The organism is Streptomyces sp. NPDC040545 (genome assembly GCF_055595065.1).
Map to the genome: position 1 here is coordinate 1 of NZ_JBVIWA010000023.1, position 25,430 is coordinate 25,430.

The window sequence follows — 25,430 nt, forward strand, 5'->3', positions numbered from 1 at the left end:
CGGCAGTGCCCCGAAGCCGCCCCGGCGCGTGGGGAGCGGGGACGGGGAGGGGTGTCCCCGCAGGACGAGCGCGCGACCACCGGGTACGGCCGAGACATGCCCGCACGCGCCGAGCCGAGGAGACACCCCTGCCCGGCCCCGCGCACCCGCCCGCACCCGCCCGGATCCCGGCCCGCAGGACGGGCGCGCGACCGCCCCGGCCCCGCCCTGCGGGATCGGCTCGGCAAAGTGCCGGGAGCCCCGGGCACAGCCCGGGTACGTTCGGGCCGTCACCCCCGCGGGAGCGGACCGGCTAGGCCGTCGGGAGGACCGCCGAGACGCGGAAGCCGCCCGCGTCCGTCGGGCCCGACACGAACACCCCGCCCAGGCCGAGGACGCGCTCCCGCATGCCGACGAGGCCGTTCCCCCCGCTGGGCAGGCCCGGCTCGGGGGCCTGCCCGTCGCAGGGGCCGTTCTCCACCTGCATGGCCACCTCCCCCGCGCGGTGCGCGAGCCGCACCACGACCCGCGCGCCCGGAGCGTGCTTGTGGCAGTTGGTGAGCGCCTCCTGCACCACGCGGAACGCCGTCTGCTCGACCTCCGCCGCGTACGCCGCCCACTCGCCGTGCACCAGCATCTCCACGGCCATCCCCGCTGCCCGCGACTGCCCGACCAGACCCTCCAGCTCAACGAGCGAGGGCCCGTCCTCCGTGCCGCCTGCGAACGCAACGACGGGCACCGCGGGCACCAGGGCCGGGGCCGGCTTGGGCGGCGCCCGGAGCACGCCGAGCATCTCGCGCAGCTCCGTCAGCGCCTGCCGCCCCATGTCCCCCACCAGGGCCGCGTTCTTCGCCGCCCGCGCCGGGTCCTTGACCGCCACCGCCTCCAGCGCGGCCGCGTGCACCACCATCAGCGACACCCGGTGGGCCACCACGTCGTGCATCTCCCGCGCGATCCGGGTGCGCTCCTCCGTACGGGCCCATTCGGCCCGCTCCTCCGCCCGGTCCGCCAGCAGCGACAGCTCCCGCTCCAGCGAGTCCGCCCGCTCCTGCAGGCTCTCCATCAGCCGCCGCCGGGCCCCGATGTAGAGCCCGAACAGCACCGGCGGCACGGTCAGCGCCACCGCGACGAACCCGGACAGCACGACCACGAGCGTCGTGTCGGCCTCCACGTCCCCGCGGGTGCGCAGGTACATCACGACGAAGGTGGCGGCCAGTGACATCGATGCCAGCGTGGCCGTGATCCGCCGGGGCACCTCGGAGGAGGCCAGCGTGTACATCCCGACCACCGCGAGCAGGAACCCCATCGCGGCCGGCGCCACGGCGATCCCGACGAGCACCACGGCGATCGGCCACCGCCGCCGCAGCAGGAGCGTGGCCCCCACCACGAACCCGAACAGCACTCCTACCGCCGTCGGCAGCCCCGCCTCGGCGGCGAAGGGTACGCCTTCCCACGCGCACTCGAGGGCGGACACCCCGCCGAGCACCACGTCCCCCACGGCGTCCCGCCGCCGCACCCACCACAAAGGCGGCCCGGCCCGGCCTTCCACTTCCCCCGTTTTGGTCATGCGGTCCAGCGTAAGCGCGCCCCTCGGCACAGACCCGAGCAAAATTCCAGCAAACCAACGGTAATCGCACGTACGACTGAATCGTCCGCACATCAAGACCTGAATCCCGCATTCCGGACGACATTGGCGACATGAACGACATCCGACGTCGCCCCGGCGACGGCACCGGCGGCCTCCGCACCGGGACCGTGACCTTCGAGGTCCTCCGCGAACGGGCCGCCTCGCTCCGCCGCGAGGGCCTCAGCCGCCGTGAGATCCGCGACCGACTCGGCGTCCACAACAACGACATCCTCAACCCGCCTCCTGGAGGGCGAAACACCCCCCGAATGGACGAAGCGCCCGAACGCCAAGGACGACCTCCGCGCCCGCGCCCGCGAACTCCGCCTCCAGGGCATGACGTACGACCAGATCCAGGTCGAACTGGGCTGCTCGAAGAGCTCGATCTCCCTCTGGGTCCGCGACCTCCCGAAGCCCACCCCGCAGCGGACCCCCGCCGAACAGGCCCAGCTCGCCTCACGGAAGCGCTGGGAACACGAAAACGCGCTCCGGGACGAGCAGCGGACCCACATCAAAGAGTCGGCACGAGCCGAGATCGGAAGGCTCAGCGACAGGGAGCTCTTCATCGTGGGGGTCACCCTCTATTGGGCGGAGGGGGCGAAGGACAAATCCTACGATCGCCGCGAGAAGGTGCAGTTCATCAACAGCGACCCCGGGGTCATCCTGGTATTCCTGGCCTGGCTGGATCTCATCGGCGTCGACAAAAAACGGATTCGCCATCGCGTGATGATCCACGAATCAGCCGACGTGAAGGCGGCCGAGGAGCACCGGGCCGCCCTCGTCGACGCGGACGCGGCACAGTTCGCCAGGGCAACCCTCAAGAAGCACAACCCGAAGACCACCCGGAAGAATGCGGGCGAGAACTACCAAGGCTGCCTGGTCCTTTACGTCAGCCGAAGCGCCGACATCTATCGTCGCGTCGAGGGCGCCCGGTACGGCATAGTAGGGGCGTCTAGCCGAACCGGACAGATCCAATGTCCGCTTTAGACTAGATCGCCATCCCCTGTGGTGTAATTGGCAGCACTGAGGCTTTTGGTGCCTTATGTCCGGGTTCGAGTCCTGGCGGGGGAGCTCAGTCAAGTTCGGGTCCTGACCATCACGGTCGGGACCCGCGTTCGTTCGGGCGCACCGGCACCCCGGTATCCTTCACGGGTCCACCCCCGAAGCCGAAGGGCATCCCCGTGAGCGCCAACCGCCCGGCAGCCGTCGTCGTACTCGCAGCGGGTGAAGGCACCCGCATGAAGTCGGCGACTCCCAAGGTTCTCCACGAGATCTGCGGGCGCTCGCTCGTCGGTCACGTCGTCGCCGCCTCCCGCGAGCTGGACCCCGAGCACCTCGTCGTGGTCGTCGGGCACGCCCGGGAGCAGGTCACCGCGCACCTGGCCGGCATCGACGCCGATGTCCGCACCGCCGTCCAGTACGAGCAGAACGGCACCGGGCACGCCGTCCGCATGGCCCTCGAAGAGCTCGGCGGCGGTATCACCGGCACCGTGATCGTCGTCTGCGGCGACACCCCGCTGCTGACCGGGGAGACCCTGGCCGGGCTCGCGCGGACGCACGAGACCGACGGCAACGCCGTCACCGTGCTGACCGCCGAGGTCCCGGACTCCACCGGCTACGGACGCATCGTCCGCGATGCCGGCGGCGCCGTGACGGCCATCGTCGAGCACAAGGACGCCTCCGACGCCCAGCGCGCGATCCGCGAGATCAACTCGGGCGTCTTCGCCTTCGACGGCGCCCTGCTCGCCGACGCCCTCGGCAAGGTCCGTACCGACAACAGCCAGGGCGAGGAGTACCTCACCGACGTCCTCGGCATCCTGCGCGAGGCCGGCCACCGCGTCGGCGCGGCCGTCGGCAGCGACCACCGGCAGATCCTCGGGATCAACAACCGCGTCCAGCTCGCCGAGGCCCGCGCGCTGCTGAACGCGCGCCTGCTGGAGCAGGCCATGCTCGCGGGCGTCACGGTCGTCGACCCGGCCGGCACCTTCATCGACGTGACGGTCACCTTCGGGCAGGACGCGATCGTGCACCCCGGCACCCAGCTGCTGGGCACCACGCACATCGCCGAGGGCGCCGAGGTCGGCCCCAACACCCGGCTCAAGGACACCCACGTGGGCGCGGGCGCACGGGTGGACAACACGGTCGCCGAGAGCGCGGTCGTGGGCCCGCAGGCGAGCGTGGGCCCCTTCGCGTACCTGCGCCCCGGCACGAACCTCGGCGCCAAGGCCAAGGCCGGTACGTACGTCGAGATGAAGAACGCGACGATCGGCGAGGGCACCAAGGTGCCCCACCTGTCGTACGTGGGCGACGCGACGATCGGCGAGTACACCAACATCGGCGCCGCGAGCGTCTTCGTGAACTACGACGGTGAGCACAAGCACCACACCACCGTCGGCTCACACTGCAAGACGGGCTCGGACAACATGTTTGTGGCTCCCGTCACCATCGGGGACGGCGCCTACACGGCCGCCGGCTCGGTGATCACCAAGGATGTGCCGCCCGGCGCCCTGGCCGTGGCCCGTGGCCAGCAGCGGAATATCGAGGGCTGGGTGGCCCGCAAGCGTCCGGGCAGTGCGGCTGCCACGGCGGCGCAGTCGGCGGCCCCGGAGGACGCCGAGCGCCCCTGAGGTGAACTGCCCGGAAACAGGTACGCCCGCGACGGCGTACCGTGATAGGTGCACGCAATTCGGCTGGCTCACCGTGTGCGGGACGGACGCACATGGGGGCGAGCAGCTTCAACACGTCTGAGGAGACTGTGCTGTGACCGGGATCAAGACGACCGGCGAGAAGAAGCTGATGCTCTTCTCCGGCCGCGCCCACCCCGAGCTGGCCGAGGAGGTTGCGCATCAGCTGGGCGTCGCCCTCGTGCCGACCAAGGCTTTCGACTTCGCGAACGGTGAGATCTACGTCCGCTTCCAGGAGTCGGCACGTGGCGCGGACTGCTTCCTGATCCAGAGCCACACGGCTCCGATCAACAAGTGGATCATGGAGCAGCTGATCATGATCGACGCGCTGAAGCGCGCGTCGGCTCGTTCGATCACCGTGATCGTCCCGTCCTACGGGTACGCCCGCCAGGACAAGAAGCACAAGGGCCGCGAGCCGATCTCGGCCCGCCTGGTCGCCGACCTGCTGAAGACCGCGGGCGCGGACCGCATCCTCACGGTCGACCTGCACACGGACCAGATCCAGGGCTTCTTCGACGGCCCGGTGGACCACCTTTCCGCCCTGAACGTCCTCGCGGACTACGTCGGCGCCAAGGTGGACCGTACGAAGCTCACGATCGTGTCCCCGGACGCCGGCCGTGTGCGCGTGGCCGACCGCTGGTGCGACCGTCTGGACGCGCCGCTGGCGATCGTGCACAAGCGCCGCGACAAGGACGTCGCCAACCAGGTGACCGTCCACGAGGTCGTCGGTGAGGTCAAGGGCCGCGTCTGCGTCCTGGTCGACGACATGATCGACACGGGTGGCACCATCTGCGCCGCGGCCGACGCGCTGTTCGCGCACGGCGCGGAGGACGTCATCGTGACGGCCACGCACGGCATCCTGTCGGGCCCGGCGGCCGATCGCCTGAAGAACTCCAAGGTCAGCGAGTTCGTGTTCACGAACACCCTGCCGGACCCGTCGGACCTGGAGCTCGACAAGATCACGGTGCTGTCGATCGCCCCGATGATCGCGCGTGCCGTGCGCGAGGTCTTCGAGGACGGTTCGGTCACCAGCCTCTTCGAGGAGCAGCAGTAACCACTGCTCGGTAGATCCTTTTTGGTGCGGCCTCCCCCGCCGGGTACACTCCATGAGTTGCTCGGCGAGGGAGGCCGTACCTGTTTTCCGGTACGGATGCTCCGTTATCGACGCGCTCTTCGTAGCAGGCCGTTCCGGCCGGGTGACTTCCGTCCATTTCCGTCACCCCACGAGGAGTGAGCATGTCCGAGGTCAAGCTTTCCGCCAAGATCCGTGACACCTTCGGCAAGGGCTCTGCCCGTCAGGCCCGTCGCGACGCCCTGACCCCCGCCGTCATCTACGGTCACGGCACCGACCCGAAGCACGTCAACGTCGACGCCCACTCCCTTCAGCTGGCGCTGCGTACCCCGAACGTCCTGATCTCCCTGGACCTGGGCGACGCCGGCACCGAGCTGGTCATCCCGAAGGCCGTGCAGAAGCACCCGCTGAAGCGCTCGATCTCCCACGTCGACTTCCTGATCGTCAAGAAGGGCGAGAAGGTCACCGTCGACGTCGCGATCGTCACCGAGGGCGAGCTGGCCGCCGGCGGCAACATGCTGGAGACCCTCCAGAACACCATCTCCGTCGAGGCCGAGGCCACGCACATCCCGACCGAGGTCACCGTCTCCATCGCGGGCCTCGAGGCCGGTGCCACCATCCACGCCTCGGACCTGGTCCTCCCGGCGGGCACCACCCTGGCCGTCGACGGCGACATCGCCGTCCTGCAGGTCGTGGCCCCGCAGGCCGAGGAGCCGGCCGCCGAGGCCGCCGAGGGCACCGAGGCCTGAGCCTCGCCCCATCCCCTCAGCAGTTGCTGACCGACCGCCGTCCGGCTCCACTGGAGCGGGACGGCGGTCGTCTTCGTAGAGGAACCGAGGAGCTTTTGATGTCGGACGACGCGGCGCCCTGGCTGATCGTGGGCCTGGGGAACCCGGGACCGGAGTACGCGGGCAACCGCCACAACATCGGCTTCATGGTGGCCGACCTGCTGGCGGAGCGGATCGGCGGGAAGTTCAAGGCGCACAAGGCCCGGGCCCAGGTGGTCGAGGGCCGTATCGGTCCGCCGGGGCCGGCGAACCGCCGGGTGGTGCTGGCCAAGCCGATGACGTACATGAACCTGTCCGGCGGCCCGGTGACGGCGCTGCGCGACTTCTACAAGGTGCCGCTGGAGCGGATCGTCGCGGTCCATGACGAGCTGGACATCGACTACCCGACGCTGCGGCTGAAGCTGGGCGGCGGGGACAACGGGCACAACGGTCTGAAGTCGATGACCAAGTCCATGGGCCCGGACTACCACCGGGTGCGGTGCGGCATCGGGCGGCCGCCGGGCCGGATGCAGGTCGCGGACTTCGTGCTGAAGGACTTCTCCTCCACGGAGCGCAAGGAGCTGGACTGGTTCGTGGACCGGGCCGCGGACTCCGTGGAGTGCCTGATCGCGGAGGGTCTGGAGCGCGCCCAGTCGGCGTACAACTCCTGACGGACACGGCGAAGCCCCTGCACCGGCCGGTGCGGGGGCTTCGGCGTGTCCGGGGCGCCCGGCCCCTCGGGTGTTCAGCCGGTGTTGCGCAGGCCCGCGGCGACGCCGTTGACCGTGAGCAGCAGGGCGCGGGCGAGCAGCGGGTCGGCTTCCTCGCCCGCGGCGGCCGCGGCGCGCTGGCGGGCCAGCAGGGAGACCTGGAGATAGGAGATGGGGTCCAGGTAGGCGTCGCGGACGGCGAAGGTCTGCTGGAGCACCGGGTTCGAGCCGAGGAGCTCTTCGGCGCCGGTGATGCGCAGGACCTCGCGGACGGTGAGCTCGTGTTCGGCCTCGATGCGGGCGAAGACGTGCTTGAGGTGGTCGGGCACGAGGGTGTCGACGTAGTGGCGGGCGATCCGCAGGTCGGTCTTGGCCAGCGTCATCTCGACGTTGGACAGGAAGTTGCGGAAGAAGTGCCAGCGTCCGCCCATCTCGGCGAGGACGTCCTCCTGGCCGGCCTCGCGCAGGGCCTTGAGGCCGGAGCCGACCCCGTACCAGCCGGGGACGATCTGGCGGGACTGGGTCCAGCCGAAGACCCACGGGATGGCGCGCAGGCCGTCGAGGCCGGCGCCGGAGTCGGGGCGGCGGGAGGGCCGGGAGCCGAGGTGCAGGTCGGCGAGCTGGTCGACGGGGGTCGCGGCGAAGAAGTACGCGGGCAGGTCGGGGTCCTCGACGAGCTCGCGGTACGCGGCGTGCGCGGCGTCGGAGACGACGTCCATGGCCGCGTCCCAGCGGGTGAGGGCCTCGTCGGACTGGCGGGGCGCGGTGTGCAGGGCGGAGGCCTGCAGGGTGGCCGCGACGGTCAGTTCGAGGTTCTCGCGGGCCAGCGAGGGGACCAGGTACTTGTCGGAGATGACCTCGCCCTGCTCGGTGACCTTGATCTCGCCTTCGAGGGTGCCCCAGGGCTGGGCGAGGATCGCGTCGTGGGAGGGGCCGCCGCCGCGGCCGACGGTGCCGCCGCGGCCGTGGAAGAGGCGCAGGCGCACGCCGTAGCGGTGGGCGACGTCGCGCAGCCGGCGCTGGGCGCGGTGGATCTCCCACTGGGAGGTGGTGATGCCGCCGAACTTGGAGGAGTCGGAGTAGCCGAGCATGACCTCCTGGACGTCGCCGCGCAGGCAGACGAGGCGGCGGTAGGAGGGGTCGGCGAGCATCTCGTCGAGGATGACGTCTGCGGCGCGCAGCTCGTCGGTGGTCTCCAGGAGGGGGACGATGCCGATCTTGGCCCAGCCGGTGTGGAGGTCGATGAGGCCGGCCTCGCGGGCGAGGACGGCGGCGGCGAAGACGTCGTCGGCGCCCTGGCACATCGAGATGATGTAGGACTCGATGACCTCGGGGCCGAACTTCTCGAAGGCGTCCTTGATGGCGCCGAAGACGCCGAGGGTCTTGGCTCCGGCGGCGTCGAGCGGGGCCGGGGTGGGGGCCAGCGGGCGGCGGGAGCGCAGTTCCTTGGCGAGGAGCTTCTGCCGGTACTCGCGCGGCATGTCGGCGTAGCGCCAGGACTCCTCGCCGAGGCGGTCGAAGAGCTGGCCGAGCGCGTGGTGGTGGGCGTCGGCGTGCTCGCGTACGTCCATGGTGGCGAGCTGGAGCCCGAAGGCGGCCAGGGTGCGGATGGTGCGGTCCATGCGGCCGTCGGCGAAGAGGGCGCCGCGGTGTTCGCGCAGGGAGGTCTGGATGAGGGTGAGGTCGGTGAGGAGCTCGGCGGTGCCGAGGTAGTCGCGGCCTTCCTCGTGCGGGATGCCCTTGGCGAGGCGCTCGCGGGTGTTGAGGAGCTTCTGCCGGATGCAGGTGGCCTTGAGGCGGTACGGCTCCTCGGCGTTCAGGCGCTTGTAGCGCGGGCTGATCTCGGGGAGGCGCTCCAGGTCGGCCTGGAGGGAGGCGAGGAGTTCCTCGGTGGCTCCGGTGTAGCGGATGGAGTTGGAGAGGAGTCCGCGCAGGTAGTCGATGAGTTCGAGGGCGTCGGTGATGCCGTGCTCGTGCTGGAGGATCAGCACGTCGCGGGTGACCTCGGGGGTGACGTTGGGGTTGCCGTCGCGGTCGCCACCGATCCAGGTGCCGAAGGTCAGCGGGCGGGTGCCGGCGGGGATCTCGACGCCGACGCGCTGGAGCTCGGCGGCGAGGTCTTCGAGGACGTCGCCGACGGCGCCGGCGTGCAGCTCGTCGAGGTAGTAGATGGCGTTGCGGGCCTCGTCGGCGGGCTCGGGGCGTACGACGCGCAGTTCGTCGGTCTGCCAGACGAGGTCGATGTTCTCGGCGAGGCGCAGGTCGTGGCGGCGGCGGTCGCCGGCGCCGGTGACGGGCTCCTCCAGCAGGGTGGCGATGCGGCGCAGCTTGTTGAGGACGCTGCGGCGGGCCGCCTCGGTGGGGTGCGCGGTGAAGACGGGGCGGACGTTGAGGTTCTTGACCGTCTCGCGCAGGTGTTCGGGGTCGGCGTCCTTCAGCATGTCGGCGGTGCGGGCGAGGAGCCCGCCTTCGGCGGCACGGTGGGCGCGCAGTTCCTTGCCGCGGTGCACCTGCTCGGTGACGTTGGCGAGGTGGAAGTAGGTGGAGAAGGCGCGTACGAGCTTGGCGGCGGTCTCCAGGTCGGTGTCGCCGAGCAGGGCGGCGGCGGCCTCGCCGTCGGTGCGGGTGAGGGCGCGGACGCGCTCGACGAGGTCGAGGAGGTCCTGGCCCTCCTGGCGTACGAGGGTTTCCCCGAGGAGGTCGCCCAGGCGGCGGATGTCCGCGCGCAGTTCCGCGTTGGCGGTGGCGGCCGGGGTGACGGGGGCCTGGCCCTGGGGGGCCTGGTCAGCACTGCTCACAGGTGCGGCTCCTTGCAGTGTTCGAGCGCTACTGGGCGGTGGGCTCCCGGCGGCGTGCGGCGATGCCTTCCCAGGACTCCGTCCGGGGGCGGGATCTCCGCTCCTGATGCGCAGCTCGGGCTGCCCGTGCGGACCGCGCTGTCCGACGGGACCCAGGATAGGTGTCCTACGCGTGTGCCTGGACAAACGTCTCACCAGGCGGCGCGTGAACACCTCGCGCGCGCTCCTCCTCCCGGCGCTGCCCCTCTTGCCTGCGTACCCGGCTTTGCCATACTTACGATGCCGTAGGTTACGGGTCCGTAGGGTTCGTGACCCGGGAGCCCGCCGACTTCTCTCACCCCCCAGGGGACACCATGACCACCAGTCCCGATCTGATCGAGGGTGCCTCCACGCCCTCCGACACGTCCGAGCCGTCCGCGACACTGGGCGGCGAGAACAAGCGCTCCATCGAGCAGATCGCTCTGCTGCTGTTCATCACCGTGCCCTTCGTGGCCCTGCTGGCGGCGGTTCCGCTGGCCTGGGGCTGGGGGGTGAGCTGGCTGGACCTGGGCCTGATGGTCTTCATGTACTTCCTGGCCTGCCACGGGATCACCATCGGTTTCCACCGCTACTTCACGCACGGTTCCTTCAAGGCGAAGCGGCCGCTGCGGATCGCCTTGGCCGTGATGGCGTCCATGGCGGTGGAGGGGCCGCTGGTGCGCTGGGTGGCGGACCACCGCAAGCACCACAAGTTCTCCGACCACGAGGGTGACCCGCATTCGCCGTGGCGGTTCGGGGAGACGCTGCCGGCCCTGATGAAGGGGCTGTGGTGGGCGCACATCGGCTGGCTGTTCGACGAGGAGCAGACCGATCAGCAGAAGTACGCCCCCGACCTGATCAAGGACCCGGCGATCCGCCGGATCTCGCGGGACTTCATCTTCTGGACGATGTTCTCGCTGGCGATCCCGCCGCTGGTGGGCGGTCTGGTGACGATGTCCTGGTGGGGTGCGTTCACGGCGTTCTTCTGGGGCTCGCTGGTGCGGGTCGCCCTGCTGCACCACGTGACGTGGTCGATCAACTCGATCCGTCACGCGGTGGGCAAGCGGCCGTTCAGGTCCCGGGACCGCAGTGGCAACGTCTGGTGGCTGGCGGTGCTCTCGTGCGGGGAGTCCTGGCACAACCTGCACCACGCCGATCCGACCTCTGCGCGGCACGGTGTGCTGCGCGGCCAGGTCGACTCCAGCGCGCGGCTGATCCGCTGGTTCGAGCAGCTGGGCTGGGCGACGGACGTCCGCTGGCCGTCGGTGGCCCGCATCGATGCCCGGCGCAGGGAAAACGAGTCGAACGCGGCATGATGGGGGGCGTGGCGATCGACGGCAGCAATTCCAGCAGCGACAAGCCCAGGCGCGGCCGCCGGGTCCGGATGACGGGCGCGGAGCGGCGCCAGCAACTGCTGGACATCGGCCGGACCCTGTTCGCGGAGAAGGGCTTCGAAGGCACCTCGGTGGAGGAGATCGCGGCCAAGGCCGGGGTGTCCAAGCCGGTGGTGTACGAGCACTTCGGCGGCAAGGAGGGCCTGTACGCGGTCGTCGTGGACCGGGAGATGCGCCAGCTGCTGGACGGGGTGACGGGTGCGCTGACGGCCGGGCACCCGCGGGAGCTGCTGGAGCAGGCGGCGTTCGCGCTGCTGGACTACATCGAGTCGTACACGGACGGTTTCCGGATCCTCGTGCGCGATTCCCCGGTCGCCCAGTCGACGGGCACCTTCGCCTCGCTGATCAGCGACATCGCCACGCAGGTCGAGGACATCCTGGGTCTGGAGTTCAAGGCGCGGGGCTTCGACCCCAAGCTGGCCCCGCTGTACGCGCAGGCGCTGGTCGGGATGGTGGCGCTGACCGGGCAGTGGTGGCTGGACGTGCGCAGGCCCAAGAAGGCAGAGGTGGCGGCGCACCTGGTGAATCTGGCCTGGCACGGGCTGGACGGGCTGGAGTCGAAGCCTCAGCTGGTGGGCCGGCGCAAGAACTGAGCCCCGTACGCGGACCACGACGGCGCCCCGCCACCGGCAGATCCGGTGGCGGGGCGCCGTCGTGCGGGCGGCCTAGGCGCAGGGCTCCAGCGCTGCCGGTTCCGGGCGGTGCCGTTCAAGGAATTCGAGCCGGTTGCCGACGGGGTCCTCCGAGTAGAAGCGGCGGTGGCCCGGCAGGTCGTCGTCCCAGACCACCTTGGCTCCCCGCTCCCGCAGTCTGTTCGCGTACGCCTCGATGTCGGTCACCCGTAGCCCCGGATGGGCCTTGCGTGCGGGCCGGAAGTCCTCTTCGACGCCGAGGTGCAGCTGCACGGGCCCGGCGGCGAACCAGCAGCCCCCGCGGGCGGCGAGGACGGGCGGCTTGGGGATCTCGGTCATGCCGAGGACGTCCGTGTAGTACGCGCGGAGCCGGTCCTCCGAGTCCGGCGGCGCGGCGAGTTGCACGTGGTCGACTGCGGTCAGCACGGTCATACCTCCTTACGGGCTACGGCGAAGATGCGGCGGAACGGGAAAACGGTGCCGCGCGGGCCGGTCGGATAGGCGGCGCGCAGCCGGTCGCGGTATTCGGTGAGGAAGGCGTCCACGGCGTCGCGGTCGTCGCCGAGGGCGGTGAGGACGGGGCGCAGGGCGGTGCCCTTGACCCAGTCGAGCACGGGGTCGGGGCCCTGGAGCAGTTGGTGGTAAGTGGTTTCCCAGATGTCGGCGGCGCAGCCGAGCTCGGTGAACCGGGCGAGGTATTCGGCGGGTTCGAGAAGATGGATGTAGCGGGCGCCGTGACCGGCGAGCCGGGCCCGCCAGCGCGGGGTGTCGCACTGCTCCGCGAGCAGGGCGTGGCTGGGGGCCGTGAAGTTGCCGGGGATCTGGAAGGCGAAGGTGCCGCCGGGGCGCAGGCCGTTGATCCAGGCGCCGAAGGAGCCGGGGTGGCCGGGGACCCACTGCAGGGCGGCGTTGGAGACGATCAGGTCGTAGGGCTCCTCGGGGAGCCAGGTGGCGAGGTCCCCGTGGCGGAAGTCGAGGGCTCCGCCGCCCGGGGTGGGGCCGGCGTACTCCTCGGTGGCGCGGTGGAGCATCTCCGGGGAGAGGTCGAAGCCGGTGATGCGGGCCTCGGGCCAGCGCTCGGCGAGGAGGGTGGTGACGTTGCCGGGGCCGCAGCCGAGGTCGGCGATGCGGGCGGGGCGGTGGGGGAGCTCGGGTATGCGGGTGAGCAGGTCGAGGAAGGGCCGTGTGCGGTGGCCCGAGTGCCGGAGGTACTGCTGGGGATCCCAGGTGGGGGCGGACGGCGCGGTGGACGTGGGGGTCCCGGCGCGCGCGGTATCGGAATACATGTTCGAGCCTCCCTGCTGGCGGGCGTTCGGAAGCGGAATCCGTTCCGGCCCCCTCCATGCCCCATGCTCGCTCCATTTATATCTCGATGTCAAGATACTCGTGATCGAGATACTCGACATGAAGAGACTTCACATCGACAGACCCCGTACACTGATCGGCATGGAGGACGAGGTCGACCGACTGGTGGCGGCATGGCGGCGGGAGCGCCCTGACCTCGACGTGGAACCGCTCGAGGTACTGAGCCGCGTCAGCAGGCTCGCGCGCCATCTCGACCGCGCCCGCAGGCTGGCCTTCTCCGAGCACGGCCTGGAGCCGTGGGAGTTCGACGTCCTGACGTCGCTGCGCCGGGCCGGCGCGCCCTACCAGCTCTCCCCCGGCCAGCTGTTGACCCAGACCCTGGTCACTTCCGGCACCATGACCAACCGCATCGACCGGCTCGCCAAGAAGGGCCTCGTCGAACGGCTCCCGGACCCCAGCGACCGCCGGGGGGTCCTGGTGCGGCTCACCCCCGAGGGCCGGGACCGCGCCGACCAGGCCCTCGCCGGGCTGCTGGCCCAGGAACGGGCGATCCTGGCCCAGCTCTCGCAGAGTCAGCGCGGCGATCTCGCCGGGCTGCTACGCCAGTTGACCGCTCCGTTCGACAACATCCCCGGCTAGGTCCGCCGGTCGTACGCCGGCCCTCCGGGCCAGTGCCACCGCGGCCAGCGTGGAGTGCACCCCGAGCTTGCCCAGCACGTTCTGCATGTGGGTGCGGACCGTGTGCGGGGACAGGAACAGCCGGGCCGCCACGTCCTTGCGGCCCAGCCCCGCCACCATGCAGCGCAGCACCTCGTGCTCGCGCGGCGTCAGCGACTCCACCAGCCGCTCGCTGTCCGTACGGTGCTTGCGCGCCGCGGTCAGCTCCCGGAGCACCCCGGTGAGCAGGGCGGGCGGCAGGTGGGTCTCCTCGCGCAGGACCCCGCGGATCACGGCCAGCAGCCGGGAGAGCGAGCAGTCCTTCGCCACCCAGCCCGAGGCTCCCGCCTGGAGCGCGAGGGCGGCCCGGCGGGGATCGTCGCGCTCGGCGAGCACGACGGTGCGGACCCCGGGGTGCGACACCCGCACCCCCGCGACCAGCGCGATCCCGTCCGAGCTGGGCGGCGGTGGCCCGGAGCCGGACTCCCGCTGGGCGGGCACGGCTCCCGGGACAGCGCCGAGATCGGCGTCGACCAGCAGGACGTCGAAGCGGCGGCCCTCGGCCGCCGCGCGTTCGAGGCAGCGCAGCGCGGCGGGGCCGCTGCCGGCCGCGGACACGTCCACGTCCGGCTCGGCCGCGAGCGCGGCTGCGAGCGATTCGGCGAAGATGCGGTGATCGTCGACGACGAGAACCCGGATACGAACCACAAAACCCCCAAGGGTAGGGGAACGGACGACGGCGGGTACGGCGCCCGGACCCGGCGATCCGCAGCTGCCCCGGCCGCCGCCGTGACATATCTGCACTACCCCGGACCGGACGACGTACCCGACTTGTCTCGACCCCTGAATCAACACCGGCCCCCACCGGTGTCACGCATCAGCGTAGGGCCGGGGGCGTCCGGCGGTTGGCCGAATAGCAGAAGTTTTCCCGGGGATTTTCCGGCGCGGGCGTCCCGGATCCGCTTTGCGATGGCTTGAAATCGCCTGCACCGAAGGTCCTGATGGCGGCTTCGGTACCGGCGTGTGCCGCGGGCAGTTGCACGGGGGGCATTTCACCCGGCGTGTGCACGCCGGGCGCCCGCGCACAGCGCACGGCCGCAGCGCACGGCCGACACGCACACGCCCCCCGCACCGAGCGGGTGCGGGGGGCGCGCAGGACAAGGGGAGGCCCGGACGGATACCGGAGGTTCAGGAGGTTCAGGAGGTGTGCGTACGCGCGAAGTTCCACGCGTCCGTGATGATCCCGGTGAGGTCCGAGCGGCTCGGGGTCCAGCCGAGGCGCTCGTGGGCCGTGCGCGCGGAGGCGACGAGCATCGCCGGGTCGCCGGCCCGGCGCGGCGCGACCACCTCGGGGATCTCCCGGCCGGTGACCTTGCGGACGGTCTCGACGACCTCGCGGACCGAGAAGCCGTTGCCGTTGCCCAGGTTGCAGATGAGGTGCTCGCCGCCGGTGGCGGCCCGCAGGGCGGCCAGGTGGGCCTCCGCGAGGTCGGCGACGTGGATGTAGTCGCGGACGCAGGTGCCGTCCGGGGTCGGGTAGTCCTCGCCGAACACCGAGATCGACTCCCGCTCGCCCAGCGCGACCTGGAGGACCAGCGGGATCAGGTGCGTCTCGGGGGTGTGGCGCTCGCCGAACTCGCCGTAGGCGCCGGCCACGTTGAAGTAGCGCAGGGACACCGCGGCCAGGCCGTGCGCCACGCACTCCCCCGCGATCATGTGGTCGACGGCCAGCTTCGAGGCACCGTACGGGTTGGTCGGCGCGGTCACCGAGGCCTCCGTCAGCAGGCCCTCCGTCGGCTCCCCGTAGGTGGCGGCGGTGGAGGAGAACACCAGCTTGCGCACGCCCGCGCCGCGCATCGCGGCCAGCAGGGCCAGCGTCCCGCCGACGTTGTTCTCCCAGTACTTGCCCGGGTTCACCACGGACTCGCCGACCTGCGAGGAGGCCGCGAAGTGCAGCACCGCCTCGTAGGAGCCGTCCACGTACCGGGCGGCGTCCTGGATCCGGCCCTCGACGAAGGTGGCACCCTCCGGGACCCCTACACGAAAGCCGGTGCTCAGGTCGTCGAGGACGGTGACCTCGTGGCCGGCCTCCAGAAGGTGGGCCGCGACCACGCTGCCGACGTATCCTGCGCCACCGGTTACCAGGTACTTGCTCACTCGCCTACTGCCTCTCGCGGGGGAGCACGCGCGGGTACGTGCGCGTGCTTGGACACTGGCATACCTGATTCCGCGCCCACGGGGAAATCGGGGCCCGGCCCCGGCCGGTACGTCAGCCGCGCGCGGCGGCGGACGGCAGCGTGGGCAGCGCCCGGTCCAGCAGGCCGGTGCGGGCGGCCAGCGCGGCCGCCTCCAGCCTCGACCCCACGCCCAGCTTCATCAGCACCCGCTGCACGTGCGTACGGGCGGTGCTCGGGGCGATCTCCATGCCCGCGGCGATCAGCCGGGTGTCCTCGCCCTCGGCGACCCGGACGAGCACCTCCACCTCGCGCGGGGTGAGCAGCCGCAGCAGCCGGCTCCCCTCGTCGTCGGGCTGGGCGGCGGGGTTGAGCAGCTCCGCGAAGGCGCCCTGCAGCAGCTGCGGGGCGATCGCCACCTCCCCCGCCCTGGCCTTGGCCAGGGCCCGCTCGACGCCTTCGATGCGCTCGTCCTGGCGTACGTAGCCCGAGGCGCCGGCGGCGAAGGCGGCCGCGATCCCGCGCGGGCTGGGCACCGGGCCGAGGACGACCACGGCGATCTGCGGGCGCTCCCGCTTGATGCGGACGACCGGCTCGAAGACCCCGGGCTCGGCGGGGCTGGCGGTGCCGAGCAGACAGACCTCGGGGGCGCGGCTGATGACCAGCTCGGCGGCGCCCGCCGCCGGGGCGGCCGCGGCCAGCACCCGGTGGCCGCGCAGCTTCAGGGCAGAGGCGAGTGCCTCGGCCAGCAGCCGGTGCTCGTCGACCACCACGACCCGTACGCCCATCGAGGAAACACCCCCCACCCTTCTGACCCGGCAAGCTACACGCTTGTTCGACGGTGCGCGGGGGATACCGCGCAGAAGCCCCCGATCGGTGCGGACCGTTCGGGGGCTTTCGGCGGTGCTGTGCGATATCGGCGCGTGCCGGTCAGCTCGCGGTGAAGGAGACGAAGAGGTACTCCGGGTCGGCCTTGTCCGAGTACGGCTTGGAGACCGTGGTGCGCGAGATGAAGAACTTGCCGTTGTGGTAGCGGTACTCGGAGTACTCGGGCGAGTAGCCGGTCTCGGCGCGCTGGCTCGCCTTGTCCGCCGGGTTCTCCATGAGGACGGTCTCCTTCATGGTCTTGCCGTCGATGCTGACGATCTGACCGCCCTTGTCGTACGGGGGGTACTTGTAGGCGATGATGTTCGACCCGTCCATGCGCAGCGGGAACATCGTGAACCGCTCGCCCGCGTCGGCGCGGTCGGTGGTCTGCTTGCCGGTCTCCAGGTCGAAGGAGAGCAGCTCGTTGGTGCGGCCGCTGGAGGACTGGCCCTGGTGCTCGTACGACGGCAGGTAGAGCTTGCCGTTGCCGACCACCATGTTCGTGCACTTCTCGACCTCGGATCCGCACTTGCCGCCGAAGTCTCCGGAGGCGAGCGGGATACGGGCCTTCAGCTCGCCCTTGGGGTCGACGACGAAGAGGTCGCTGATGCCGGTGGCGTTCTTCGCGGTCTTGCCGACGTCGGCCGCCACGATCAGCGGCTTGGTGGCGACGATGTACGCGTCCTCGATGCCCTGGGAGAGCTTGTACGAGGCCGTGGGCGCGCCGGTGGCCGGGTCGAGGAGCTGTCCGTACAGCGTGTAGTTGGGGCTCTGGCCGCACTTGCGGATGGCGGCGAGGGCCTCGCCGCCGCCGTAGCCCACGTCACGGCAGCCTTCGCCGTCGACCTTGGGCAGCCACAGGGACTTGCCGTCGGCGAGGTTCCAGGCGGCTCCGCCCGCGGAGATGCCGGCCGCGGCGACCGTCTTGCCGCTGAGGGTGACGCTGGAGAACGAGACGGGCTTGTCGCCGCCGGTGGTGCTCTTGGCGTTGCCGGACCAGACGAGCTTGCCGCTCTCCAGGTCGATGACGCCGACCTCGGTGCACTGGACGTACTTGTTCTCGGGCGTCGGCTGGGAGGCCTTGAAGAGGACCGCCGCCTTGTTCTCGCTGACGTGCCTGGTCGCGCCGCAGAGCTCGCCGGGGAAGGGCAGCTCCCACTTCTTGCCGCCGTCGACGAGGTTGTAGCCGACGACCTTCGCCAGATCGGACTTGATGTAGGTGGACTCGGTCAGCCAGGAGCCGGCGACGACGGCGACGTCGGCCGGGACCGGGCTCGGCAGGTTGAGGAGCGGCTTCGACTTCGGGTTGCCGGGGACCTTCTCGGTGCCGGGCACGTGGTCCTGGGGCTTGTCGTTGCCCGGGGAGGCGCTCGGATTGCTGTCGGCCTTGTTCCCGCCGCCGCTGTCGCCGGAGGTGTACCAGAAGCCGCCGCCGACGATGAGGACGATGGCCAGGACGGCCGCACCGACGATCATCAGCTGGGTGCGCTTGTCGTTGCCGCCGGCCGGGGCCGGGGGCTGCGGGGCGGGCACGGGCGCGCCGCCGGGGGCGCCGGGGGCCCCGTACGGCGACGGGGTGCCGGGCTGCTGGGGGTAGCCGTAGCCGGGCCCGGTCTGCGGGTACCCGTACGCGGGCTGCGCGGTCGGCGGCTGCTGCGGGGGCCCGGGCTGCGGCGCGGCCGGTCCGGGCGGCGGCACGGGCGCGCCGAACCCGCCCGGCGGCGGGTCCTGGGGCGCGCCGAAGCCGCCGGACGGCGGCTGGCTGGGGGGCGGCGGGATGCTCATCGGTTGCTGTTGCCTCTCGGTGGGCGGCTGCTCGGACGCGTTCTCACTTGCCGAAGGCCATCAGGAGCTTCTCGTCCGTGTCCTGGGCCGTCAGTCGGGACGTGGAGATGAAGAAACGCCCGTCCACGTAGTCGACCTTCGGGGAGTAGAAAGTGCTCTCGATCTCGGCGGCGGGGCCTGACGGGTTGCGCAGGAGCGCGGTGGGGGTGCCACCGGCGGCCGGGATCGAGAGGATCTCACCGCCCTGGCCGATCTCGGCCCGGCGGTAGGCGATCAGCTGCCCGTTGGCGGCCTTGAGCGGCACGATGGTGCGTGCTTCGCCGGCCGGGACGCGCCACTTGGCCTTGCCGGTGGTCAGGTCGATGGCGACGATCTCGTTGGCCTTGCCGAGGTCGACCGTGGTGGGCAGGTAGAGGGTGCCCGCGTCGACGACGGCGGTGGCGCAGCCCTGCAGGGAGTCGTCGTGGCTCACGCTGCAATCGACCGAGAAGTTGCCCTCGGCGGAGAGCGTGGTGCGCTTGTGGCCGTCGGGGCCGAGGACGACGATGGACTTCTCCTTCGTGGTCTCGTTCCCGAGGTGGAGGACGATCGGGTCGACCGAGTAGACCCGGTCGACCTTCCAGCCCTTGGGCAGGCGGTTGCTCCAGGTCTGCTTGCCGGTGACCGGGTCGGCGTCCTGGATCTCGACGGTCGCGTCGGCGTCGTGGCAGGTGGCGATGGCGATCATCTTGCCGTTGCCGGCGGCGTAGCCGCCGGGCGTGCAGCCCCCGGCCGGGCTGGCGAAGAGCTTGTCGCCGGTGCTGACCCGGAAGGCGGTGGCGCGGATGAGCCGGTTGACCGTGACGGTGTCCCCGGTCAGGACCAGTTCGGGGTCGACGAGCAGGTCGAAGGCGGCCTCCTTGGCCACCTCCTTCGTCCAGCCCTCCTTGCCCGCCTTGAGGTCGATCATCCGGATCTGGTTGCATTCGGCGCTGTCCGACTCGCCGTTGCGGTACATGACGACGGTCTTGCCGTCGTCGGTGGTCTTGCCGGTCATACCGCAGATCGCCGCAGGGAAGTTGATCTTCCACTTCTCTTTGCCGTCCGCGACCGCGTAGCCGGTGATCGCCTTGCCGACGGGCTTGGCGACGGTGTCGCCGACGACCCACTGGCCCTTGCTGGCCACCCCGGAGCCGGGGCCGTCGACCTTGGTGGTCTTGAGCCAGAGGACCTTGTCCTCGCCCTGCTTGCGCCCGGAGTTCAGGTCCGTCTGCGGACCGTCGCCGTTGCCGTTGCCATCGCCCTTGTCCACGGAAGGAGAGCCGGAGGGCTTGGCGTCGGCGGGCTCCTGCGCGACCGGCTTCGGGTCCTTGTCGTCGCCGGAGAAGGCCACGTAGCCGACGCCCCCGAGGACGAGGACGGCGGCCGCCGAAGCGGCGATCAGCACCGTCCGCTTCTTCTTCGGCGCACCGCCCGGACCGGAACCGGAACCGGAGCCGCCGGGGCCCGCCTGCCACTGCTGCACGGTCGGCGGCTGCGGCGGGTGGCCGGGCTGCTGGGCGTACGGGTTCTCACCCTGCGGCGGAAACCCGTACCCCTGCTGCGGCGGACCAGGCAGGTGCCCGTAACCGGAAGGCGTCGGCGGCTGGTTCGAGGGCTGGGGCAGCTCGGTCATCAGCGCACGCTTTCGGCATCAGGAAGGTCGGGGAGGATGACCTTTCTATCACTGACGGCGCGCATACATCGGGCCGGTCCTTCCCCTGTTCCCAAGGGAGGACCGGCCCGTGACGCCGCCGTTATCCGGCCAGTTGCCCCCGAAGACCGGCGGAATCCAGTCCTCCGCGGCCGACTCGCCCCGGCGCGTCGCCAAATCCGCGCGGTCCGGACGGAGTTCGCGGAGCCCTGCGCCGTCGGCCCGGACGCGTACTCACTTGCCGAAGACCATCAGGAGCTTCTCGTCCTGGCCCTGGGCCCGCAGGTGGGTGGAGGAGATGAAGAACCGTCCGTCCACGTAGTCCAGCTTCGGGAGGGTGAAGGTCCGCTCGATCGGGGCCGCGGGGCCCGAAGGGTGGCGCAGGAGCGCGGTCGGGGTGCCACCGGCGGCCGGGATCGAGAGGACCTCGCCGCCCTGCTCCTCCCCGGCCTTCCGGTAGGCGATCAGCTGCCCGTTCACGGCCTTGAGCGGGGTGAGCGTGCGCTTGTCCCCGGCCGGGACGCGCCACTTGTCCTTGCCGGTGGCCAGGTCGAAGGCGACGATCTCGTTGGCCTTGCCGGTGCCCGCCGCGGTGGGCAGGTAGAGGGTGCCCGCGTCGACGACGGCCGAGGGGCAGGTCGCCAGGGACCGGAAGAGGCCGGTGTCGCCGCAGCCCACGGCGAAGCTGCCCTCGCCGGCGAGGGTGGCGGTCTGCTTCCCGTCGGGTCCCAGGACCACGATGGAGCGCTGCTTCGTCTGCTCGTTGCCGATGTCGATGACGGTCGGGTTCACCGAGTAGATGCTGGTGACCTTGAACTTCGCGGGGAGGCGGTAGGCCCAGCCCTTCGCGCCGGTGACGGGGTCGATGCCGTGGACCTCGGCGGTGGAGTCCTCGTCCGAGCAGGTGGCGAGGGCGATCATCTTGCCGTTGCCGGCCTCGTAGGAGTCCGGGTTGCAGCCGTCGCCCAGGGGGCTCGCGAAGAGCTTGTCACCGTTGCTGATCTTGAAGGCGCTGGCGTTGCCGCCGCGGCTGACGGTGACGGTGTCCCCGATCATGGACAGGGTGGGACTGGTGAAGATGTCGAAGAGCCCCTCCTTGGGCACCTCCTTCGACCAGACCTCCTTGCCCGTCTTGAGGTCGACCACGCGCAGCTGGGTGCAGGAGGTGTTCTCCCCCTCGCCGTCGCGGTACATGACGACCGTTCTGCCCTCGGCCGTGGTCTGCGAGGCGACGGAGCAGATCTGCGCGGGGAAGGGGAGTGTCCACTTCTCCTTGCCGTCGGTGACCGAGTAGCCGGTGAGGTTCTTCCACAGGCTCTTGACCACGGTGTCGCCGACGACCCACTGGGCAGCTGCGTCGACGCCCATGCCGGGGCCGTCGATCTTGGTGGTCTTGAGCCAGAGGACCTTGTCCTCGCCCTGCTTGCGCCCGGAGTTCAGGTCCGCCTGCTGGCCTCCGCCGTTGCCGTTGCCGTCACCCTTGTCCACGGAAGGGGACCCGGAGGGCTTGGCGTCGGCGGGCTCCTGCGCGACCGGCTTCGGGTCCTTGTCGTCGCCGGAGAAGGCCACGTAGCCGACGCCCGCGAGGACGAGGACGGCGGCCACCGAAGCGGCGATCAGCACCGTCCGCTTCTTCTTCGGCGCACCGCCCGGACCGGAACCGGAACCGGGGCCGGGGCCGCCCGGCCCCGCCTGCCACTGCTGCACGGTCGGCGGCTGCGGCAGGTGGCCGGGCTGCTGGGCGTACGGGTTCTCACCCGGCGGCGGAAACCCGTACCCCTGCTGCGGCGGACCCGGCAGGTGCCCGTAACCGGAAGGCGTCGGCGGCTGGTTCGGCGGCTGGTTCGAGGGCTGGGGCAGCTCGGTCATCAGCGCACGCTTTCGGCATCAGGAGGTCGGGGAGGATGACCTTTCTATCACTGACCCGGCCCGGTCCCGCTCAGGCCTCCTCGGCCAGCTCCAGCCAGCGCATCTCCAATTCGTCGCGGTCCGAGAGGAGTTCGCGCAGCTCCGCGTCGAGCTTGGCCACCTTGTCGTAGTCGGTGGAGTTCTCGGCGATCTGGGCGTGCAGGTTGCCCTCGCGGTCGGACAGCTTGTTCAGCTGCCGCTCGATCTTCTGGAGTTCCTTCTTCGCGGCGCGCGAGTCACCCGAGGCGGTGGACTTCGCGGCGCCCGCGGACTGGACGGGCGCCGGGGCGGCCGCCTCGATCATCCGCTGCCGGCGCTCCAGGTACTCGTCCAGACCGCGCGGCAGCATCCGCAGGCTCGCGTCGCCGAGCAGCGCCATCACCGTGTCGGTGGTGCGCTCGATGAAGAAGCGGTCGTGGGAGATCACGATCATCGAGCCGGGCCAGCCGTCGAGGAGGTCCTCCAGCTGGGTCAGGGTCTCGATGTCGAGGTCGTTGGTGGGCTCGTCGAGGAAGAGGACGTTGGGCTCGTCCATCAGCAGGCGCAGGATCTGCAGACGGCGGCGCTCACCGCCGGAGAGGTCGCCGACCGGCGTCCACTGCTTCTCCTTGGTGAAGCCGAACTGCTCGCAGAGCTGGCCCGCCGTCATCTCGCGGCCCTTGCCCAGGTCGACGCGGTCGCGCACGCGCTGGACGGCCTCCAGGACCCGCAGGGACGGGTCGAGTTCGCCGACCTCCTGCGAGAGGTAGGCCAGCTTGACGGTCTTGCCGACGATGATCTTTCCGGCGGCGGGCTGGACGTCGCCCTGGGTGCGGGCGGCCTCGGCGAGGGCGCGCAGCAGGGAGGTCTTGCCGGCACCGTTGACACCGACGAGGCCGACGCGGTCGCCGGGGCCCAGGTGCCAGGTGAGGTGCTTGAGGAGTTCCTTCGGGCCGGCGTGGACGCTGACGTCTTCCAGGTCGAAGACCGTCTTGCCGAGCCGGGCGTTGGCGAACCGCATCAGCTCGGAGGTGTCGCGCGGCGGCGGCACGTCGGCGATGAGCTCGTTGGCGGCCTCGATGCGATAACGCGGCTTGGAGGTCCGGGCGGGGGCGCCGCGGCGCAGCCAGGCCAGCTCCTTGCGCATCAGGTTCTGCCGCTTGGACTCCTCGGTCGCGGCGATGCGGTCGCGCTCGGCGCGGGCGAAGACGTAGTCGCTGTAGCCGCCCTCGTACTCGTGCACGTCGCCGCGCTGCACGTCCCACATGCGGGTGCAGACCTGGTCGAGGAACCAGCGGTCGTGGGTGACGCAGACGAGCGCGGAGCGGCGCTCCTGGAGGTGCTTGGCCAGCCAGGAGATGCCCTCGACGTCGAGGTGGTTGGTGGGCTCGTCGAGGATCAGGAGGTCCTGGTCGGCGATGAGCAGCTTGGCGAGGGCGATCCGGCGGCGCTCGCCACCGGAGAGCGGGCCGATGACGGTGTCGAGGCCCTGGCCGAAGCCGGGCAGGTCGAGGCCGCCGAAGAGTCCGGTGAGGACGTCACGGATCTTGGCGTTGCCGGCCCACTCGTGGTCGGCCATGTCCCGGATGATCTCGTGGCGGATGGTCGCCCGGGGGTCGAGGGAGTCGTGCTGGGTGAGGACGCCCATCCGCAGGCCGCCGGACTGGGTGACCCGGCCGGTGTCGGGCTCCTCCAGCTTGGCGAGCATCCGGATGAGGGTGGTCTTGCCGTCGCCGTTGCGGCCGACCACGCCGATCCGGTCCCCCTCGGACACGCCGAGGGAGATGCCGTCCAGCAGGGTACGTGTGCCGTACACCTTGCTGACTGCCTCGACATTGACCAGATTGACGGCCATCAGACGCGCTCCAGGGAAAGGGTGTGGATCAGCCCCTCAGCCTAACCCTCCGGGCCGGGGCAGACCGTTCTACGAGATACCAGCCGCCCAGTGCCATCGCGATCGCGGCCGGCGCGGTGACGGGCAGGGCGATCAGCGTGGCGCTGTGCCCGTCGAGCAGGCCGCCGAGGCCGGTCATGGACAGGCCCAGGATGCCGAGCAGGCACAGGGTGATCCCGAGGGCGGCGACGGGGCCGCCGGAGCTCCGCGCGGGGGCGGGCGCGCCGGTCCGGGGCGCCTCGAAGCGGCGGAACAGCGCGACGAGCGCGCCCGTCAGGGCGGCCGCGGCCAGGAACCGTACCGGGACCTGCGCCCACCAGGCGGCCGTGGCGGGCGCCGGCAGGTCGAGGCCGAGGGCGAGCTGGGCCGCGTACACGCCGAGCATGGCGGTCAGGTGCCACAGGAAGGCGGTCATGGCGAGGCCGTTGGCCGCGACCACCCCGCGCCAGACGCGCGGGCGGCGCAGCCACGCGGAGGCGGGCCCGGCCGCCAGCTGGACGGCACCGACGAGCCACAGGCCGTGGCAGAGCAGGGCGAGGGTGGGCGGGGCCATGTTGGAGACCTTCTCGCCGGGCATCCCGACCATGGACAGCGGGTACGGGCCGTACGCCACCAGCAGGGCGGCGCAGGCGAGCCCCGCGGCGGCGAGGAGGGCGGGCCTGCGGATGCGGCCGTCGGCGCGCAGGAAGCCGAGCTGGTGGACGGCGAGCCAGACGAGGGCGAAGTTCAGGAACTCCACGTACGGGACGCCGAGCGCGAAGCGCAGTACGTCGACCAGGGCGGCCGCCCCGGCCAGGGCGGCGAAGGCGGCCCAGCCGTGGCGCTCGTGCAGCTTCAGCAGCGGCGGGGTGAAGGCGACCATGGCGAGGTAGATCCCGATGAACCACAGCGGCTGGGTGACGAGCCGCAGCGCGGCCCCGGTCAGCGTTCCGCCGCCGTGACCGGCGAGCTGCACGGCGAGCGCTGCCGCGGCCCACACGAGGACGAAGACGAGGGTGGGGCGCAGCAGCCGCTGGAGCCGGGCCCGCAGGAAGACGGCGTAGACGGGCCCGTCGGTGCGGCGGGCCAGGGAGCGGTAGGACAGGGCGTGCGAAAACCCGCCGACGAAGAAGAAGACGGGCATGATCTGCAGCCCCCAGGTGAGCACCTGGAGGGCGGGAACGAGGGCGAGCAGATTCCCTATGCCGTCGCCGCTGACGGCCGCCATCAGCCAGTGTCCGGCGATGACGGTGCCGAGCGAGGCGACGCGCAGCAGGTCGACGTACCGGTCACGGTCGGCGGGGGTGGCCTCGGCCATGGCGCGTGCGCTAGCTGTCATGGGGCCACGGTGTCCCCTGCCGGGTGTCTCCCGACAGGGTGCGGATACTCAACTCCCGCCTAGGTACTGCTACCGGGGCTCCGCCCCGGACCCCCGGGGCTCCCCCTACAGTGGGGGTGTAGCCCCGCTCCTTATTTGGGTGGGGGGCAGGGGGCCGGGGGGTCGTCCTCGACAATAGAGCAACGAGGGGAAG

The 25,430-nt window shown here is 71.2% G+C and carries 19 protein-coding genes, 1 tRNA gene and 1 pseudogene; 9 read left to right on the plus strand and 12 right to left on the minus strand.

Annotated elements, in window-relative coordinates; all coding sequences use genetic code 11:
- Window positions 1-292: 292 nt before the first annotated feature.
- The gene (locus ACZ573_RS32270) at window positions 293-1,546 is read right to left on the minus strand and encodes a sensor histidine kinase (RefSeq protein ID WP_471311143.1); all 1,254 of its coding nucleotides are present in this window, start codon (window positions 1,544-1,546) and stop codon (window positions 293-295) included.
- 131 nt (window positions 1,547-1,677) lie between these two features.
- Here ACZ573_RS32270 and ACZ573_RS32275 point away from each other — a divergent pair.
- From ACZ573_RS32275 to pth, 6 genes and pseudogenes are all read left to right on the plus strand, one after another.
- Window positions 1,678-2,590: pseudogene (locus ACZ573_RS32275) on the plus strand (hypothetical protein).
- Between the two features lie 12 nt (window positions 2,591-2,602).
- Window positions 2,603-2,674: transfer RNA gene (locus ACZ573_RS32280), tRNA-Gln, on the plus strand.
- A gap of 110 nt (window positions 2,675-2,784) precedes the next feature.
- On the plus strand, window positions 2,785-4,230 hold the full coding sequence (glmU, locus tag ACZ573_RS32285; protein ID WP_471311147.1) for a bifunctional UDP-N-acetylglucosamine diphosphorylase/glucosamine-1-phosphate N-acetyltransferase GlmU: 1,446 nt from the start codon (window positions 2,785-2,787) through the stop codon (window positions 4,228-4,230).
- Between the two features lie 133 nt (window positions 4,231-4,363).
- A complete protein-coding gene (locus ACZ573_RS32290; protein ID WP_030008898.1) occupies window positions 4,364-5,341 on the plus strand; it encodes a ribose-phosphate diphosphokinase in 978 nt (325 codons plus the stop codon).
- Window positions 5,342-5,523: 182 nt separating this feature from the next.
- The gene (locus ACZ573_RS32295; protein WP_471311151.1) at window positions 5,524-6,108 is read left to right on the plus strand and encodes a 50S ribosomal protein L25/general stress protein Ctc; all 585 of its coding nucleotides are present in this window, start codon (window positions 5,524-5,526) and stop codon (window positions 6,106-6,108) included.
- A 98-nt stretch (window positions 6,109-6,206) separates the two neighbouring features.
- Window positions 6,207-6,797: an aminoacyl-tRNA hydrolase gene (gene pth / locus ACZ573_RS32300; RefSeq protein ID WP_030008900.1), complete on the plus strand. Its 591-nt coding sequence runs from the start codon at window positions 6,207-6,209 to the stop codon at window positions 6,795-6,797.
- 74 nt (window positions 6,798-6,871) lie between these two features.
- On the opposite strand, the gene ppc is transcribed toward pth, so the two are convergent.
- Window positions 6,872-9,634 carry a phosphoenolpyruvate carboxylase gene (gene ppc, locus ACZ573_RS32305; RefSeq protein ID WP_471311155.1) on the minus strand — a complete coding sequence of 921 codons (2,763 nt, stop codon included), beginning with the start codon at window positions 9,632-9,634 and terminating at the stop codon, window positions 6,872-6,874.
- Window positions 9,635-9,987: 353 nt separating this feature from the next.
- Here ppc and ACZ573_RS32310 point away from each other — a divergent pair, with 353 nt between their 5' ends.
- A complete protein-coding gene (locus ACZ573_RS32310; RefSeq protein WP_471311158.1) occupies window positions 9,988-10,968 on the plus strand; it encodes an acyl-CoA desaturase in 981 nt (326 codons plus the stop codon).
- Complete coding sequence (locus ACZ573_RS32315) at window positions 10,965-11,639, plus strand: TetR/AcrR family transcriptional regulator (protein WP_189735476.1); 675 nt, start codon at window positions 10,965-10,967, stop codon at window positions 11,637-11,639. The genes ACZ573_RS32310 and ACZ573_RS32315 overlap by 4 nt, the downstream gene beginning before the upstream one ends.
- A gap of 72 nt (window positions 11,640-11,711) precedes the next feature.
- Here the strand turns inward: ACZ573_RS32315 and ACZ573_RS32320 are convergent, their stop codons facing one another.
- A complete protein-coding gene (locus tag ACZ573_RS32320) occupies window positions 11,712-12,104 on the minus strand; it encodes a VOC family protein (RefSeq protein WP_451694937.1) in 393 nt (130 codons plus the stop codon).
- Between the two features lie 2 nt (window positions 12,105-12,106).
- Entirely contained in the window at window positions 12,107-12,964 is an 858-nt protein-coding gene (locus ACZ573_RS32325; protein WP_471311162.1) for a trans-aconitate 2-methyltransferase, read from the minus strand.
- A 160-nt stretch (window positions 12,965-13,124) separates the two neighbouring features.
- On the opposite strand from ACZ573_RS32325, the gene ACZ573_RS32330 reads away from it, so the two are divergent.
- Entirely contained in the window at window positions 13,125-13,622 is a 498-nt protein-coding gene (locus ACZ573_RS32330) for a MarR family winged helix-turn-helix transcriptional regulator (protein ID WP_030659599.1), read from the plus strand.
- Here ACZ573_RS32330 and ACZ573_RS32335 read toward each other — a convergent pair.
- The 8 genes from ACZ573_RS32335 to ACZ573_RS32370 form a co-directional block, all read right to left on the minus strand.
- Entirely contained in the window at window positions 13,581-14,348 is a 768-nt protein-coding gene (locus tag ACZ573_RS32335) for a response regulator transcription factor (protein WP_301370442.1), read from the minus strand. The two genes, ACZ573_RS32330 and ACZ573_RS32335, sit on opposite strands and share 42 nt — an antisense overlap.
- A 489-nt stretch (window positions 14,349-14,837) precedes the next feature.
- Window positions 14,838-15,797, minus strand: coding sequence for a UDP-glucose 4-epimerase GalE (gene galE / locus ACZ573_RS32340; protein WP_471311167.1), 960 nt, complete (start codon window positions 15,795-15,797; stop codon window positions 14,838-14,840).
- 112 nt (window positions 15,798-15,909) lie between these two features.
- On the minus strand, window positions 15,910-16,602 hold the full coding sequence (locus tag ACZ573_RS32345) for a response regulator transcription factor (RefSeq protein WP_471311170.1): 693 nt from the start codon (window positions 16,600-16,602) through the stop codon (window positions 15,910-15,912).
- Between the two features lie 142 nt (window positions 16,603-16,744).
- Complete coding sequence (locus ACZ573_RS32350; RefSeq protein WP_471311172.1) at window positions 16,745-18,466, minus strand: outer membrane protein assembly factor BamB family protein; 1,722 nt, start codon at window positions 18,464-18,466, stop codon at window positions 16,745-16,747.
- Window positions 18,467-18,509: 43 nt separating this feature from the next.
- Window positions 18,510-20,120 (minus strand): outer membrane protein assembly factor BamB family protein, encoded by a 1,611-nt coding sequence (locus ACZ573_RS32355; protein ID WP_471311176.1) that lies wholly within the window; start codon window positions 20,118-20,120, stop codon window positions 18,510-18,512.
- Window positions 20,121-20,372: 252 nt separating this feature from the next.
- On the minus strand, window positions 20,373-22,007 hold the full coding sequence (locus ACZ573_RS32360) for an outer membrane protein assembly factor BamB family protein (RefSeq protein WP_471311179.1): 1,635 nt from the start codon (window positions 22,005-22,007) through the stop codon (window positions 20,373-20,375).
- 70 nt (window positions 22,008-22,077) lie between these two features.
- Window positions 22,078-23,880, minus strand: coding sequence for an ABC-F family ATP-binding cassette domain-containing protein (locus ACZ573_RS32365; RefSeq protein WP_471311182.1), 1,803 nt, complete (start codon window positions 23,878-23,880; stop codon window positions 22,078-22,080).
- A 28-nt stretch (window positions 23,881-23,908) separates the two neighbouring features.
- Complete coding sequence (locus ACZ573_RS32370) at window positions 23,909-25,237, minus strand: acyltransferase family protein (RefSeq protein ID WP_471311185.1); 1,329 nt, start codon at window positions 25,235-25,237, stop codon at window positions 23,909-23,911.
- Window positions 25,238-25,430: the final 193 nt, after the last annotated feature.

What these genes read in the sequence shown, in the direction of transcription:
- ACZ573_RS32370 (WP_471311185.1), bottom strand. Translation starts at nt 25,237, where the DNA reads ATGACAGCTAGCGCACGCGCCATGGCCGAGGCCACCCCCGCCGACCGT.
- ACZ573_RS32350 (WP_471311172.1), bottom strand. Translation starts at nt 18,466, where the DNA reads ATGAGCATCCCGCCGCCCCCCAGCCAGCCGCCGTCCGGCGGCTTCGGC.
- ACZ573_RS32310 (WP_471311158.1), top strand. Translation starts at nt 9,988, where the DNA reads ATGACCACCAGTCCCGATCTGATCGAGGGTGCCTCCACGCCCTCCGAC.
- pth (WP_030008900.1), top strand. Translation starts at nt 6,207, where the DNA reads ATGTCGGACGACGCGGCGCCCTGGCTGATCGTGGGCCTGGGGAACCCG.
- ACZ573_RS32345 (WP_471311170.1), bottom strand. Translation starts at nt 16,602, where the DNA reads ATGGGCGTACGGGTCGTGGTGGTCGACGAGCACCGGCTGCTGGCCGAG.
- ACZ573_RS32270 (WP_471311143.1), bottom strand. Translation starts at nt 1,546, where the DNA reads ATGACCAAAACGGGGGAAGTGGAAGGCCGGGCCGGGCCGCCTTTGTGG.
- ACZ573_RS32325 (WP_471311162.1), bottom strand. Translation starts at nt 12,964, where the DNA reads ATGTATTCCGATACCGCGCGCGCCGGGACCCCCACGTCCACCGCGCCG.
- ACZ573_RS32315 (WP_189735476.1), top strand. Translation starts at nt 10,965, where the DNA reads ATGATGGGGGGCGTGGCGATCGACGGCAGCAATTCCAGCAGCGACAAG.
- ACZ573_RS32365 (WP_471311182.1), bottom strand. Translation starts at nt 23,880, where the DNA reads ATGGCCGTCAATCTGGTCAATGTCGAGGCAGTCAGCAAGGTGTACGGC.
- ACZ573_RS32330 (WP_030659599.1), top strand. Translation starts at nt 13,125, where the DNA reads ATGGAGGACGAGGTCGACCGACTGGTGGCGGCATGGCGGCGGGAGCGC.
- ACZ573_RS32355 (WP_471311176.1), bottom strand. Translation starts at nt 20,120, where the DNA reads ATGACCGAGCTGCCCCAGCCCTCGAACCAGCCGCCGACGCCTTCCGGT.
- ACZ573_RS32360 (WP_471311179.1), bottom strand. Translation starts at nt 22,007, where the DNA reads ATGACCGAGCTGCCCCAGCCCTCGAACCAGCCGCCGAACCAGCCGCCG.
- ACZ573_RS32295 (WP_471311151.1), top strand. Translation starts at nt 5,524, where the DNA reads ATGTCCGAGGTCAAGCTTTCCGCCAAGATCCGTGACACCTTCGGCAAG.